At 28.0% G+C, this 15,838-nt stretch carries 16 protein-coding genes; 7 read left to right on the plus strand and 9 right to left on the minus strand.

The annotated features are described in order from the left end of the window. Window positions 1–13: 13 nt before the first annotated feature. Complete coding sequence (locus KHQ81_11545) at window positions 14–904, minus strand: radical SAM protein (GenBank protein ID QVK17478.1); 891 nt, start codon at window positions 902–904, stop codon at window positions 14–16. 273 nt (window positions 905–1,177) lie between these two features. Here KHQ81_11545 and KHQ81_11550 point away from each other — a divergent pair, with 273 nt between their 5' ends. Together KHQ81_11550 and KHQ81_11555 are read left to right on the plus strand one after the other, a co-directional pair. After that, window positions 1,178–1,741, plus strand: coding sequence for a hypothetical protein (locus KHQ81_11550; GenBank protein QVK17479.1), 564 nt, complete (start codon window positions 1,178–1,180; stop codon window positions 1,739–1,741). Beyond that, complete coding sequence (locus KHQ81_11555; protein ID QVK17480.1) at window positions 1,675–2,478, plus strand: IS3 family transposase; 804 nt, start codon at window positions 1,675–1,677, stop codon at window positions 2,476–2,478. The genes KHQ81_11550 and KHQ81_11555 overlap by 67 nt, the downstream gene beginning before the upstream one ends. 116 nt (window positions 2,479–2,594) lie before the next feature. Here the strand turns inward: KHQ81_11555 and KHQ81_11560 are convergent, their stop codons facing one another. The 8 genes from KHQ81_11560 to KHQ81_11595 all read right to left on the minus strand — a co-directional run bounded on the left by KHQ81_11560 (window position 2,595) and on the right by KHQ81_11595 (window position 10,989). Next, window positions 2,595–3,203, minus strand: a complete 609-nt coding sequence (locus tag KHQ81_11560) for a hypothetical protein (protein ID QVK17481.1) — start codon at window positions 3,201–3,203, stop codon at window positions 2,595–2,597. A gap of 113 nt (window positions 3,204–3,316) precedes the next feature. Next, a complete protein-coding gene (locus tag KHQ81_11565) occupies window positions 3,317–4,072 on the minus strand; it encodes an acyl-ACP thioesterase (protein QVK17482.1) in 756 nt (251 codons plus the stop codon). Between the two features lie 106 nt (window positions 4,073–4,178). After that, window positions 4,179–4,748, minus strand: a complete 570-nt coding sequence (locus KHQ81_11570) for a hypothetical protein (protein QVK17483.1) — start codon at window positions 4,746–4,748, stop codon at window positions 4,179–4,181. Window positions 4,749–4,759: 11 nt separating this feature from the next. After that, window positions 4,760–5,539: a GNAT family N-acetyltransferase gene (locus KHQ81_11575; protein QVK17484.1), complete on the minus strand. Its 780-nt coding sequence runs from the start codon at window positions 5,537–5,539 to the stop codon at window positions 4,760–4,762. Further along, entirely contained in the window at window positions 5,523–6,104 is a 582-nt protein-coding gene (locus KHQ81_11580) for a DNA-3-methyladenine glycosylase I (GenBank protein QVK17485.1), read from the minus strand. The genes KHQ81_11575 and KHQ81_11580 overlap by 17 nt, the downstream gene beginning before the upstream one ends. Before the next feature lie 123 nt (window positions 6,105–6,227). Beyond that, on the minus strand, window positions 6,228–6,845 hold the full coding sequence (locus KHQ81_11585) for a superoxide dismutase (GenBank protein ID QVK17486.1): 618 nt from the start codon (window positions 6,843–6,845) through the stop codon (window positions 6,228–6,230). Between the two features lie 129 nt (window positions 6,846–6,974). Then, a complete protein-coding gene (locus KHQ81_11590) occupies window positions 6,975–7,562 on the minus strand; it encodes a TetR/AcrR family transcriptional regulator (GenBank protein ID QVK17487.1) in 588 nt (195 codons plus the stop codon). Window positions 7,563–7,581: 19 nt separating this feature from the next. Beyond that, window positions 7,582–10,989 carry an efflux RND transporter permease subunit gene (locus KHQ81_11595; protein QVK17488.1) on the minus strand — a complete coding sequence of 1,136 codons (3,408 nt, stop codon included), beginning with the start codon at window positions 10,987–10,989 and terminating at the stop codon, window positions 7,582–7,584. A gap of 244 nt (window positions 10,990–11,233) precedes the next feature. Between KHQ81_11595 and KHQ81_11600 the strand changes: the two genes are divergently transcribed. From KHQ81_11600 to KHQ81_11620, 5 genes are all read left to right on the plus strand, one after another. Then, window positions 11,234–11,755 carry a PadR family transcriptional regulator gene (locus tag KHQ81_11600; GenBank protein ID QVK17489.1) on the plus strand — a complete coding sequence of 174 codons (522 nt, stop codon included), beginning with the start codon at window positions 11,234–11,236 and terminating at the stop codon, window positions 11,753–11,755. After that, the gene (locus KHQ81_11605) at window positions 11,748–12,461 is read left to right on the plus strand and encodes a CPBP family intramembrane metalloprotease (protein QVK17490.1); all 714 of its coding nucleotides are present in this window, start codon (window positions 11,748–11,750) and stop codon (window positions 12,459–12,461) included. The genes KHQ81_11600 and KHQ81_11605 overlap by 8 nt, the downstream gene beginning before the upstream one ends. 231 nt (window positions 12,462–12,692) lie before the next feature. Next, window positions 12,693–13,880, plus strand: coding sequence for a hypothetical protein (locus KHQ81_11610; protein QVK17491.1), 1,188 nt, complete (start codon window positions 12,693–12,695; stop codon window positions 13,878–13,880). Between the two features lie 217 nt (window positions 13,881–14,097). Beyond that, the gene (locus KHQ81_11615) at window positions 14,098–14,787 is read left to right on the plus strand and encodes a transposase (GenBank protein QVK17492.1); all 690 of its coding nucleotides are present in this window, start codon (window positions 14,098–14,100) and stop codon (window positions 14,785–14,787) included. Between the two features lie 70 nt (window positions 14,788–14,857). Beyond that, the gene (locus KHQ81_11620) at window positions 14,858–15,832 is read left to right on the plus strand and encodes an FAD-dependent oxidoreductase (GenBank protein QVK17493.1); all 975 of its coding nucleotides are present in this window, start codon (window positions 14,858–14,860) and stop codon (window positions 15,830–15,832) included. Window positions 15,833–15,838: the final 6 nt, after the last annotated feature.

Consider the following 15,838-nt stretch of genomic DNA (forward strand, 5'->3'; position numbering starts at 1 on the left):
TTTTTTCATTATCTTATTCATCAAATAAAGATAATTGTTTTATCCTCTTAGTTTTTCTGAGTTTAGATACGATATCTGACATTTTATAAGGTAAGCCAACCTTATTACATTCTTGCTTAAATACATTCCATAAATTACTATGATTCGGTGATAGACATTCATATTGATTACCAAAAACATGTTTGTATCTTTGTTTTAGACCAGGAAAATGTAAATCTAATTTATCATAATAATAATCACGTTGGTTTTGTCTTAAAGTGACACCAAATGAAGGGATAACAAATGAAGCGCCACAATCCGAGGCTTTTTGAACAAGTTTCCTAATGTTATCTTCATTATCGTTTATAAAAGGTAATATTGGCCAAATTAATACCCCTGTAAATATCCCTTCATTTGACAATTCTTTTACTGCTTTAAATCTATCTGATGACAGAGATACATGGGGTTCTATTAATTTACATAAATTATCATCATAAGTTGTAATCGTAAAATTAACCATAGCTTCTGAATGTGTTCTTATCTTTTTTAATAGATCGACATCTCTTAAAACTAAAGTTGACTTCGTTAAAATGCCAACACCATATTGATATTTATTTATTAATTCTAATGCTCCTCTTGTTAACTGATACTCCTTTTCAAAAGGATTATATGGATCACTCATTGCTCCTGTTCCAACAATCCCTTTATTTCGTTTTGATTTTAATTCATTATCTAATATCATTAAACAATTTTCTTTTCCCCTAACTTCTTCAAAATGATCTACTTGATAACATTCACTTCTTGAATCACAATAAATACAACCATGAGAACATCCTTTATATATATTCATATTATAATTACAACCAAACCAATGATTTCCACTCGACCAAGAAGACAAGATTTGTTTCGCTTTAATTAATCGCATATCCTCAACTCCTAACCCTAAAAAATCTTTATATATACTATATTTTATTATAACAAACATTTGTTTGTTATTCAATTGAAATCTATAAGAAAAAGGTCTATTAACTGTTTTAAAACATATTTTTAGAATTTATCATTGCTTATTATTCAATAAAAAAATACTGAAAACTAAAATATACCCTATAGTGTGGACACTTTGAAAAAGAAAGTGTTCCCTCTATAGGGTATTTTTGTATGTTATAATAATTTTAGTGTGTATTAAGGAGAAGAGGATATGAGCATTAATGTATTTAATGAAACAGAAATTGAACTAATAAAAAATAATCCAAATGTTAAGCGTGTGTCAAGTAAATCTATTACTTATACCCTTGAATTCAAGATTGACTTTATGCATGAATATAGAGGCGGAAAATTACCACGTCAAATATTTATTGAACATGGTTTTGATGTTGATATTATAGGGATGAAACGAATAGAACAATGTGCAACTAGATGGAAGAGACTTTATAATGACGGAGGCGTTGTTTCACTTGATGATTCCCGTAAAGATAATCGAGGAAGATATAAGCATGAAATTCAAACCGAAGAACAAGAGATTGAGAAATTAAAGGCTAAAATTGCTTTAATAGAAATGGAAAATGATATGTTAAAAAAGCTCGACGAAAGCGAAAGGAGGAATGGGAAAGAAATAAGAAAAAGTGATAAATTTGAGATGATCAAAAAGTCATCCATAAATCTAGAAGACCAGGAATACAAGATTATTTATGTAGTGTGGCAGAAGTATCAAGAAGTGGTTACTATAACTACCATTCAGAAAAATCAAAGAAGAATAGAATGAAAAAGGAACAAAATGATAAGAAAAGATTTAAACTCATCAAGGAAGTATTTGAGGTTGGAAAGAAAAAGTATGGTGCTAAACAAATTAAGATGCATTTAAAGGAAAACATGAATTTGAAGTCCATTAGAAGAATTATGAGTAAATATGGTCTAGTATGTAAAATACGTAGACAGGATCCTTATAAGCAGATGTTAAAAGCAGATCAAAACCATAGAGTACACAAGAATCATTTAAATAGAAACTTTGATCAGCAGTCTCCATATAAGGTGTTACTGACTGATATTACGTATATAAGGTATAATAATAGATTCGCATATTTATCTACCATATTAGATGGTAGTACGAAAGAATTAGTTGCTTATAAGGTATCAAATAATCTTAAAATTGACTTTGTATTGGATACAGTTAAAGAATTAGACAATATAAACTTACCCGAAAATGCCATTATACATTCGGACCAAGGAAGTCATTATACAAGTCCTAAATTCTCAAAAGAAGTGAGGTCAAGAAACTTACTTCAATCAATGTCTCGTAGAGGTAACTGTTGGGATAATGCACCTATAGAATCGTTCTTTGGCCATATGAAAGACTATATAGACTTTTCAGAATGTAAAACATTAAAAGATGTAGAACTAAAAATAGATGATTATATGTACTATTACAATCACCAAAGATATCAGTGGAAACTAAATAAGCTGACTCCTATTGAATTCAGGAATCAGCTTAAAGCAGCATAATATAATATATTCTTTTTTTCAATATGTCCTTGACATAGGGTACAGTTTAAACAGTTCAGTATTTTTTATTACGAAATGATATATTAAAATCAAAATATTCCTTTATAACTTCTTTCTTATTCACAGTCTAAATCTATCTCATATTGTCTAATCATTTGGTTAACTGTTTTATGAACCAACGAACTTCGGCATAATGAGTATATTGTTTCTTTACCAAATTTTGTATAAATAACATAAATAAAGTCCACCATCCCAATGAGTATGGGTTTACAAGTAATTTTATTTTGACTAGTAGTCAAAATTATTTGATGATTATTACTAACTGTTATATCAGTGATATCATCCCATCTAATTTCTTTCGTACTAAATGGTGTTTTCTTTGTAAGTAAAGTATTATTATAAGAAATCTTATACTTATAATAGTTGATAATAATCATTATACTTAAAATAAAACTAACGACTCCAAGAATAAAACAAATCAATAAATTATTATATTGTATATCCTGAAAATAAATCACCAATGAGTAGATTAACAAACCTAACCCTATTAGACACAAACATAATCCACATATTATGTAATTTTTGGCGTGTTTTAATTCATACTCAAATTTTTCGTTTATTTGTGCCTTCTTTTGACTAACTTTTTCACTCATTGATGTATTGATTTTGTTTCCAATTTTACGAGTAATAATCTTAACTAATTTTTTAATAATTTCTTCTATCATTTATATATCCCTATCCCTTTCATTAAAATTAATTCTATTATATTTGAATAATTAATGAAAGTAAATATATATATAAGATTATTAATGTATTTAATAATAATTTTTGTATATGCTTACCTTAATCGTATTTCAACTTTCGCTTTAAATACAGATTTATTTTCTGTTTCATTAACTCCTTCGATATAAATCATTTGGTGGTTAACTTCAGATACATCTTTATACAATGTCACAAAATCACCTGGTAATGCTTCATGGATAAAATTCACTTCAAGTGACTTCATTTGATACATTTGATGATTTTCAAATGTAAAACAATCGGTGATAAAATCGATATATTTTGAATTATTTAAGTGACCATTAAAATCAATGTCACTATAACCTATCATTTTTTTATAGGCAATTTGTAACTCATTATATGGATTTAATTTACCTAATTTACAATCAATCGCTCTTTTTGTGATTATTTCAGGATAATTTGTATTGATTACACTACTCTTTTTAATTCTTCTCGTTTTAATATCAAATATAATCCAAGTTGAAATCGCTCTAATAATAATATTTCCTTCACTATCATAAACAAGAAAATCTCGTTCAAAATCAAGTGTCTTCGGTTCTTGCGGCCAAGTCTCAATCGTTATTTCTTCATTCCAAACTGGATGACGAATCACTTCAACACGCATACGTATCAGTATCCAAGCAACCCCATAATTCTTCTCTAAATCATTAATTCCTATTCCTAAGTTATCCACAGCATCACTAGCTACATCTTGAAAATGACTGAATAATGTACTCAACTTTAATTGTTTATTGAAATCTACGTCACTTATTTCTATATGATATTTTTTACGATATACTGCTTTTCTTTCCATTTTTCCTACTCCTTTTCTAATACAATATTAATTATCGCACATTAGTATAAATCATGCAACAAAGATTACCCTACTATAACTTTAACTTTGATACTAGTAATCATCATTAAATATTTATGTTTCTATGATTCAATAGCCACTGTTTAAATTCTTCTAAGGTAGACACCTGATCTTCTAATACTGATTGATAGATATCCACACTAAATATTTGACTACCATAGTAGCCTTCCTTAATTAGTAACCTTTTTAACATTAATATCAATTGCTTATTTTTAGGTGTTATCTTCTTTTTCAAATGCTCAATATATGTTAAATGATTTTCTATATATTCATTACTTGTAAACCAAATATCTACATTCCATAGCTTATTATTAATAATTTTAGACTCAAACCCGATGAAATATCCTTTAGGACAACCTGATTCATCTAAAAAAGTATCTTTGGTCTCAAACCAAATAGGTTTATAGGCTTTAAATATTCGACAAGATATATCGTAAATATCAGATTGTTTTATATTTTCAACCTCTAAAAATATATCTAAATCCCTCCATGTCATTAAATCCAACGCATAACTTCCTGTTATGATTACTTTTCCATAAGGATTTAATATTGACTTTAATAACGGGTTATAAAATATATTAGCTTCTTTTTTTAAGTTTTCATTATATTCTTCCATAACTAACTCCATTAACTTTTTTTAATATACCACCATTTGTCTTGACTTATAAAACCACACGTTTTATAAAATTCATCCGTTATGCCGGTTACTCTAATAATATTTGATTTATCAATGGATCTTCTAATTGTTTCATAAACCAATACTTTACCTAATCCTTTTTTTTGATGACTAGGTGATACCTGTATCCAATCTAAATAACTTTTTTTCACAGACGCTTGATAAGTACTAATAGCAAGTGCTGCTTTTTCATTTGAATTTTCCTCTTTAATCCAAAACCATAGGGATGGGTCAAAAGCAATATCATTCATCCATGATTTAATCTCATCTTCTGTATGATGATGGCCAGCATAAACCTCATTAATTAGTTTTGCAGCATCCACAAAATCAGCTCTATTGTTAAAATCAAAATCTTTTATTAAGTAATCCTCATGAAGAGTTATAGATTCTTGATTACCTTTATATATCAAAGGATTCATTTGATCAATTTTATATTGAACTAAATCATCTTTAATCAATTGATAAAAATTATCATGTAAAATTAAAATATCTAAATTTGAAATTTCATTCTTAGTCAAAATAAAATCATCTAATTGATTTGACCAATAGAAAATTAGATTATTATTACTTAATGCATATAAATAGATTTTATCTTGATCAATTACTTCATAAGTATTTGCTTCTTTTAACATCTTCTCAGTTTTCCACAACGCAATACTTGATAAATAACATGGATTTTGAATATATAATTTTTTTATTTTCTCAATAAACAAATCACTCTTTATTTTCATTTAACTTTATCTTTCTTCTATTTTTCATTATACATGTCTCAATATGATCATCAATTACACCAACTGCCTCTAAATATGAATAAATTATGGTAGACCCTAAAAACTTAAATCCACGTTTTTTTAAATCAGAAGCAATTAAATCAGATAATTTTGAGGTAGTAGGAATGTCATCTATCTGTTGATAATGATTAATTATTTGTTTATGGTTAACAAAACGCCATAAATAGGTAGAAAAACTTCCAAACTCTTTTTGTATTTCAATAAACATTTTCGCATTATTAATAGCGGCTTCAATTTTTCGCCTGTATCGTATAATTCCTGGATTATTCAATAACTCAAGTATTTTCGCCTCATCATATTGACTTACTTTTAATACATTAAAATAATCAAACGCCTTCCTAAAATTTTCTCTTTTTCTTAATATAGTAATCCAACTAAGACCTGCCTGCATTGATTCTAAAACCAAAAATTCAAACAATGTTTGATCATCATAAACAGGCCTCCCCCATTCTTCATCATGATACTTAATGTATAATTCATCTCCTAAACACCAATCACACCTCATGAACTTACCACCTCCAAAACTTACAACTTCATCATTAACTTAATAATATTCTATTTATGTCTTTATTTCAATAAATTTCCTTAATAAAGAAAAAACTGACTTAAAAGTCAGTTTTTATATATATTATTTTATTGCTTCTTCATATAGTCTTTCAATTTCATTCCAATTGAAGATATCCCAGATGGCATTAACATAATCAGGTCTTTTATTTTGGTAATTCAAGTAATAAGCATGTTCCCAAACATCTATAGCTAGAATTGGTGTTTTTCCATCACTTAATGGTGAATTTTGATTAGCTGATTTAACAACTTCTAATTCTTTATTTTTATTAACCACGACAAATGCCCAACCAGATCCAAATAATGTGTTGGCTGACTGATTTACTTTTTCCTTAAACTCATCAAATGAACCAAATGTTGATTCAATCGCTTCTAATAAAATACCGGTTGGTTTATTTTTACCATTCGGTGTTAATATAGACCAATATAGATTATGGTTATAGTATCCACCACCAGTATTTATTACTGCTTGACGAATATCTTCAGGTATTTCGTTAACCTCTGATAATAATTCCTCAATTGATTTTCCACTTCCAAATTCTGAGTGTTTTTCTAATGCTGTATTTAATTTATTCTTATATCCTCTATGATGTCTATCGTAATGAATTTCAACAGTTAACGCGTCAATGCTTGGTTCTAATGCATCATATGCATAAGGTAATTTTGGTAATTCAAACTTCATTATATTTCCTCCTTGTAATTTTAACTTACAATTTAATCATACCTTTATCAATTAAAATTTTCAAATAATATGCTTTTTTTAATGATATATATAAAAACCTATTGTTCAAAAACAATAGGTTTAGTTTATTTATGATACAAGTTTTAAAATTAACTGATACATTTTATCAATAAACTCATCTTTTTGATACTCATCTTTATGATTGATAAAATACATAATATTTGTCACAATTAAATTACTAATTGAAATTGCGATAAAAGAATCCCTAATTGGATTAAATTTCCCTTCGTTAACCCCCTTATTAATAATAGACATTAAATACTGAATATAATCTTTCTTTAACTCCATTATTTTAACCATCATCTTTTGTTTTAATTGATGATTAATTAGTCCATAGATTTCTTCTGACATTAAAATAGTATGTATATTTGTATTTTCAATAAGAATCTCAAAGGTTTTATTTATGAATAGAAGTAGCGAATCTTTAAAATTTAATGAGTCATTTGATAAATTTAATACTCTAGAATTATTTTTTTCTAACATGTAAATGATAGTTTCTGCGATTAATTCTTCTTTACTATTAAAATATTCATAGACTGTTCCTTTTCCAACATCAGCTTTTTTAGCGATTTTGGCTATCGTCAAATTCATAAGGAACCCTTCATTTTTTAGATGGTCAATCACTGCTTGAAAAATTCTATCTTTTTTACTGTTCATTAGTTATTTCCTCATTATGTTATCTTTTAGGATTTAACACACGATACATAATTGGCACGATAATTAAGGTTAGTAAAGTTGCATAAATTAGTCCACCAACAGCGGTAATTCCTAATGGTTGTAATAATTCTCCACCTTCACCAAATCCTATCGCTAAAGGTATTAGTGCTAGAGAGGTGGTTAATGCGGTCATTAAGATTGGTCGTAATCGTGTTTTTCCTGCTTCAACAATTGCCTTATCAATTGACTTTCCACTCTCTCTCAATTGATTAATATAATCAATTAAAACAATACCATTATTAACAACGATTCCAGAGAGAATAATCAACCCAACCATGGCAACCATACTAATTGGTAAATTCGTGATGACAAGTGCTAATAAGCCACCGGTAAAAGCAAGTGGTATCGTAAAGAAAACAATAAATGGATATTTGAGTGATTGGAATTTTATCGCCATTACCATATAGACTAGTAAAATCGCAACAACTCCCGCTAATATCATATCATGTTTTGTTTGATTGATATCCGTATTTTCTCCAGTAAATTCTACCGTATATCCATGTTTCCCATAACTATCCTTAAATTCAATTGAATTTAAATAAGCATTCACTTTATCTTCAACTTCTTTTGATACTTGACTAAGAACTTTACCTGTTTCAACCTGTGCTGAGACAGTCATTGTTCGTGATTTTCCATCGCGAGTAATACTACCAAATCCATCTTCTAGTTTAACATTTGTGATACTAGTATCTAGATTACCTTCATAGACACTTCCTTTAATTAAAGAAACTAAGGTTGGATTCGTATCTGTTAATATTTCATCTTGTTGTGGAATATATACTTCATTTTTTATTTCATCATAACGAACGAGTGGATTAATTAAAAGTGCTCTTAACGGTAAATCTTCATTAAATAATGGATTAACAATGGTTCTTTCTGCATCCATAAATGGGATATTGAGGTAATATAATATAAATGTTTCATCATTTTCCGCTAATTTATTTTCTATAGCTTTAGTGACAGAATAATCAAATACACTGATTTGTCTTAAGAAATCTTGATGATTAACATCTATCCCACTAAATCCATTGGTAGGCACACTAATTTTATAATCAATTCCATTCACTTTAATAATTAAACTAGTATCAATAGTTGTCGTCATACTAAATCCAAGTGATTGATAAAAATTATTAATGGCAGTTCTAATATCACTTTCTGTTAATCCTCTTTTAATCGCATTTTCTTTATTCACTTCAATACGAACAACATCATCTGTTTGTACCACACCATTATCCCAATCTTTTGTTCCTTTCACCTCTTGAATGATTGAAACCAATTGATTGGCGATATTTCGCATTTCATATATATCTTCACCTTTGATTTCTAACTGAATTCCAGTCCCACCAAATCCAGCCATAGATGTCGTACTTTGTGAGTTAACAGATATTTTATATACCTCTTTTTCATTGATATTATCTAATTGATCATAGTCTAGCTCATCTCTTATTTCTTCAATTTTCTTCGCTATTTTTTCCGTTGATAAGGTTCTATTATCCTTTAAAAGAACAGTGATTGATGCGGTATCTGTAGCTCCAGTTCCACCAAACATAGAACCAAATCCACCGCCTCCAACCTCAGCACTAACGGTTTTAATATCATCAATTGTCATGATTTCATCCACTATTTTATCCGTTAGTTCCGTCGTTTTATTGAAAGAAGTTCCTTTTATCATTTCAACATTAACGGTAATCGTCCCTTCATCTGTTTTTGGAAGTAACTCAAATCCATTAAGTGAAGCTAAAAAGATCGATAAAACTAGTAATAATGTAACTACAATTAATGAAATGGCTTTTTTACGAAGAACAACTATAATAATTTTTTCATACCACTTTTGTAATTTTTTAGATATTTTATCTTCTTTAATATTACTTTGTTTTAAACTTCGTGCACTAATACTAGGTACCATCGTAAGGGCAATAATTAAACTAGCAACTAGTGAGAAGGTTACGGTCAATGCCATCGCAGTGAATAAATCAGCGGTCATCCCCTCAATAAAGACGATTGGTAAAAATACCGCTATTGTTGTAATTGTTGATGCAGTAATTGCGCCTGCAACTTGAGAAGCCCCAGCTATTGCTGCTTCTTTCGGTGATTTCCCTTGATTTAATAAACGATAGATATTTTCTATAACGACAATCGAGTTATCAACAAGCATTCCTATACCTAAGGCTAATCCACCCATAGAAACAATATTTAAGGTAATATTAAATGCATACATTAAGGAGAAAGCACCGATGACACTAATTGGAATGGCTAATCCAACAATTAATGTTGGTCTAATATCTCTTAAAAACAAGAATAAAATGATGATCGCTAAGATACTTCCTATGATAATATTTGATGTTACTGATCCTACTGACTGCTCAATATACTCTCCTTGATTTAATAATTCAACATATCCTGCATCATATTCATCACTACCAGTAATCTCATTTAATGTTTTTTGAATGGATTGAACAACTTCTGTAATCCCTACTTCTGATTGTTTTTGAAATGAGATTGATATTCCTTGTTGTCCATTAATTTTCATATATTGATTTGTTGCTGCGTTTATAAAATCAATACTAGTAGATAAGTCATTTAAAGTAATAATTTTATTATTTGTTGAATCATAGGTAATTGGTGTTTCTTTTAACCCTTCTAACCCAACAATTTTATTACCGATATACATCATACGAATGGCGTTATTATCTGGAACAATTCCAGCTAACCCGGAAATATTTTGATCTTTTATGATTCTTAATACTTCATCTTGTGTAAGGTTATAATTTTCAAGTAAATCTTTATCTAAATCAACTTGTATTTCAGTATCAGAAGCTCCGCTCAAGTTAACTGAAGCTACCCCTGGAATACGTTCTAACTTATTTAAAACATCCTCTTTAACCCATTCGGTTGTTTTGATAAGTGATTCTTCATCGCTCACATCACCCCAATCCCTAGTAAGTGATACGACCATAACAGGCATCATATCAGGGTCAAACTTAATAATCATCGGGTTACCCGCACCCTCTTTTAAATCTAACATTTGAAAACTTTCACGTATTTCTAAAAACGCAGTGTCCATATTTGTAGATTGTTCAAACTCCGCAATAATAATTGAGAAATGTTCTCTTGAAGTTGATTGTAAAGTTTTCAGATTATTAATTGATAACAAGTTTTGTTCAACTGGAACCGTTACATCTTCTTCAACTTCATAAGGGTTTTTTCCTTCATAAGTTGTAACAACAACCGCAAAAGGTAAATTTATATCTGGGAATAGTTCTAAAGGTAATTTAGTTATAGAAACAATCCCTAATAAAATGACAATTAATATTCCCATTAATACTGAAACAGGTTTATTAACACTATATTTAGCAATGTTTTTCACACATATCCTCCTATATAATTATTAATGACTGACCGGTCGGTCAGTACACAATCATCATTATATCACTTAAAATTTAAATGTCAATTATTCTTTTTCATTCTTTTATATAATGTCTATATTTTATTGGTAAATACATGTAAAATACTGTAACATAAAATATATTTTAAGATTTTTCTTGACATATCTACTTTTTTAATATAATATATACGTAAGATATATACAACAGATACATTAGGAGGTTCATATGTCACAAAAATATGCAATTTTAGGATTGCTTAATATATCACCTATGACAGGATATATGATCAAGAAGAATTTAGAACTATCCATGCAAAAGTTTTGGCCAATTAGTTATGGTGGACTCTATCCAGCACTTCATAAGCTAGCTAAAGAAAAACTCGTTCAAGTTGAAGACCAAGATGGAAGTAGGGGTCAACTTTTATATTACATAACTGATAACGGAAAGAAAACTTTACATGAGTGGTTAATGAAAAAAAGTAGTATTCAGATTAAAGATGAGTATATACTGAAAATTTTTTTATCAAAAGACCTTACATCAAAAGAGAGAATTAAAATACTTAAAGACTACTTGCTTGAAAAACAACAACTGTTAAATGGGTTTAAACAAATTTTGGATAACAATGACAATGAAACCTTGTATATCGATCAAGGAATTAATATTGTCACTAAATTCACTTTACTAACATTAGAAAGTGAAGTTTCGATTCTTCAAAAAATAATAAAGGAGGAAGAAGTAAATGTTTAATATCTTGGAAACAAACTTATTTTTAATTATTATTTTATTACTGATGTCTATTATCATCTATTATACGGTGAGTAAATTAATCGGGAAGTTAATTAAAATCTGTAAAGTGAAACAAACAGGGGTAGAATTATTTATTTCTAAGTTTTTGCTTATTATTTTGAATCTTACTCTTATGGTTTTTGTCAAAATAAAGATTAAGGATTTACTATCAATTAAAGAACTTCGAACTGGTATTATATTCTTAATTATAGGATTTCTTTTTAGTATTTTAATAGCTTTTCTTACCTATCAAGTGGTTAAAAAGAATTCACTTGTCAATAACTATCGTAAAATGGTAAAAGAATCACCATTTTTAATCTTTCTTACCTTAATCCTTTTGGTAGGCCCTGCTGAAGATCTACTCTTTATTGGTATACTACAACATGTTTTAATGCAGAAATTTGATTGGATCGCCATCCCTATTTATCTTATCATATTTACCTTTTATCACTATATTAATGTATTATGTGGTGCTGAATCTAAACAAGAATTTTGGGGGATGCTTCCAATACGTCTGATGATTTCATTTATCCTTTCATTTAGTTTTTATAAAACAAATACTTTAATTTACGGTCTAATTATTCATAACATTTTTGATACACTCTGTTTTTTAGGTATTTCTATTGCGGTAAAAAGTACAAAGGAAAATACAACAATAACTCAATAAGTACCTAAAACATTTTTAATAAAGCATATGTTGCACAGTATTGGAAAAAAGATCTCAAAATATTGAGTTTATACTACTGAAATGCACAGCTAGTCGCTGTGCATTTTGAATTTTAATTAAACAAAAGGTATTTATAATTTGTTAATGAAGCTTTGAGTAAAACAAAACTAATTAAAAACATACTCAACTTATGTGATATAATAAATAATAAACATATTAGGGGGAGTAATTATGATAAGAAAAAATAAACTATTATATTTAATTCCAGGGTTTATCTTTTCAATTATATTATATGGGTACTTTAATTTTGTATATTCAAATGCGATGAAAGCAGATATTCTTAAAGAATTATCTTTTTATTACCAATCAATGGGTGAAAAAAATTTAAGTAACGGATTAATGACTGGGTATTACTTATTTCAATATTCATTACTTTTTGCAGCACTTTTGTTGATTCCAATGTTTAAATTAATAAATAATTCGACAATAAAAAACAACATTTTTTATTTACAATTTGGATTTATTTGGATAATTGGTGAGATTATTTTTAGTTACAAAGAATATTTGATGAATATAAATTCAAAGAATATTTTATTTCTTATTTTATGTGTAATTATTTTGTTTTTCATTATTAAAACTTCTGTCAATGAATTTAGAGGTAAAAAAACACTACATCCATATGAAGAACTAAATCAATTTGAGAAATTATATTATTTACTTATAATTGGTTTATACTTTTTTATAATAAATAAATTTCATAACTTATCCGACTTATTTTGTGTATCAATGTTAATAATATCGTTTATTGTAACATTATATCTCCCTTATTTTTTAAAAGAACGAATAAAAATTAAATCTTTTATATTTTATAAACCATTGATATTCATTATGTTAATTACAGTTACAATACTTTTTATAAATTCTTCTTTTGAATATAATAAATATACTAGTTACTATAATGAGTTACCAAATAATTTTATTTTAAATAAAAATACAACATTTGATGAATCTAAGAGTGTCTTAGGCAAAAATTGTGAATTAAGTAATGATGGTGTGAGATGTTCTATATCACATAACAATAAAATTTTTAATGATTATTATTTTGATACGGCAACGATTAGAATAAATTCTGCTGCTGTTGAACAATTAAACAACTCAGATTATAAATTGAAGTTATATTTTTTCTATTGTCGTAATAAAGATGATTATAATCAAGATGTTATAATAATTGATGATTTTATAACAACAAAATCCGAAGATGGTAATACTTTCACTATTGACCTTAAAAATTATTTAAGTCAATATAAAATTAAGGAATATGATTACATTTCACTAACCCTATACTTTATTGATGAAGATACAGATAAGTCATTATCTATAGATTTATCTGATTATCAAATTACATTGACAAAATATTAAAAATTAATAAGAAGTTAAAAAATGCTTTCTAATAATGTGAAAAGCATTTTTTATTAAAATTTAAGTTTGATGTATAGTGATTAGGATAAAACCATTTTTTTCTAATTGACTAAACGATATAAAAAAGCATATGTCTTTTCTTGGATGTCAGATTAATATATAATTATGGTGACGGTACTTGAATGAATATAGAAATTAATTGAAAGATGGTGAAACAATGCCTAGAAAAGCAAGAATTAAAGATGATTATGGGATATTTTATATCTATCAACATAGTAGTAGTCATCGTAATCTATTTGAATGTGATCATGATAGAGAACAGTTTTTAACAATCTTAGCAAGAACACAAAAAAAGTTTCAATTTAAACTGTATGCCTATTGTCTACTATCACATGATGAATATCACTTGATAATAGATGTTAATGGTGGAGACCTATCAAAAATAATGAAAAGTATTAATATCACTTATGCTATGTATGCAAAATGTAAAGGGAAATTATTTAATGATCGATATAAAAGTAAACTACTTAAATCAAATACAGAAATAGTTGATATTATTAATACCATTCATAATAAAAACCAAACACCCTCTTCATGGAATAATTATTGTGCGTTTAATGGTTTAACACCAATCAATATTGATTTATTTTACCCATCAAATAATCAATTGACTTCTATTCAATCCGGTTGTACAAATTGTATTCATTCAGTGTCTGAAGCAAAAGAGAAGCTTAATGATATTGCTTGTAAAGAAAATAAAGTACTTTCTGAATTATTAAATGATCACAAATTACGTAATCAACTCATTCGGGATTTTCGTAAGCACTCAACTCTTTCACTTAAAGATTTAGGAAAAGTTTTTGGTGATTTATCTGAGTCCTCAATATGTAAAATAATTAATTCATAATGCATGTTTGATACATGCATTCCCTTATTGCTTATAATTCAAGTTTCGTCCCTTGAAAGGAGAAAATTATATGGAACTAAATTTTCAATTTAATTTGGGTAATACTAGTAATAGTCAAAACCCACCTCTATTAACCAATCAAATTTATGATGTTATCGTTATTGGTGGTGGTCCTGCTGGGTTAAATGCTAGTCTTTATGCAAAAAGAAAAGGCCTATTAGTTGGCATCATTGCCACAAATCTTGGTGGACAAGTAATGAACACATCAATAGTCGATAACTACTTAGGACTTAATCATATGAGTGGTGAAGCGCTCATTGAACAATTTACCAATCATGTGAATGATTTAAACATTCCGATATTAGAGGCAGTGACTGTTTCACAAATAAAATCAGCTAATCATTTGCATGAGGTCCACTTATCTGATAAAGAGATATATCGGGCAAAAACGCTTATCATCGCAACAGGAAGTAAACCTAGACGTTTAAATATTCCAGGGGAAACAGAATATTTAGGTAAAGGGATTGCTTATTGTGCTATTTGTGATGCACCTCTTTTTAAAGGAAAAGATGTCGTTATAGCTGGTGGTGGAAATTCAGCAGTTGAAGCAGCGCTTGATTTATCTAAGATTGCTAAATCAATCACCCTTGTTCACAGAAGTCAATTTCGCGCTGATAAAATACTAGTTGAAAAAATACTAAGTGATTCTAATATTAAAGTTCATTTACAAACCCAAATATTAGAAGTTATTGGGGATAATACAATGACAGGAATAAGAGTTAAAGACGAAAACGGTGAACGAGTGATTTCATCTGACGGTTTATTTATTGAAATTGGAACAATACCAAATAGTACTTTCTTACCAAATAACTTAATAAAAAATGAACGTGGTGAAATAATAACTGATGAACATAATCAAACCAATATAGATGGAATCTTTGCTTGTGGCGATATCACGCAAATTCCATATAAACAAATCATTATCGCTGCTTCAGAAGGCGCTAAAGCAGCATTAAGCGTAAACGAATACTTAAATCAAAAATAAATAGGA

Source organism: Mycoplasmatota bacterium, from assembly GCA_018394295.1.
Lineage (GTDB): Bacteria > Bacillota_I > Bacilli_A > Haloplasmatales > Haloplasmataceae > JAENYC01.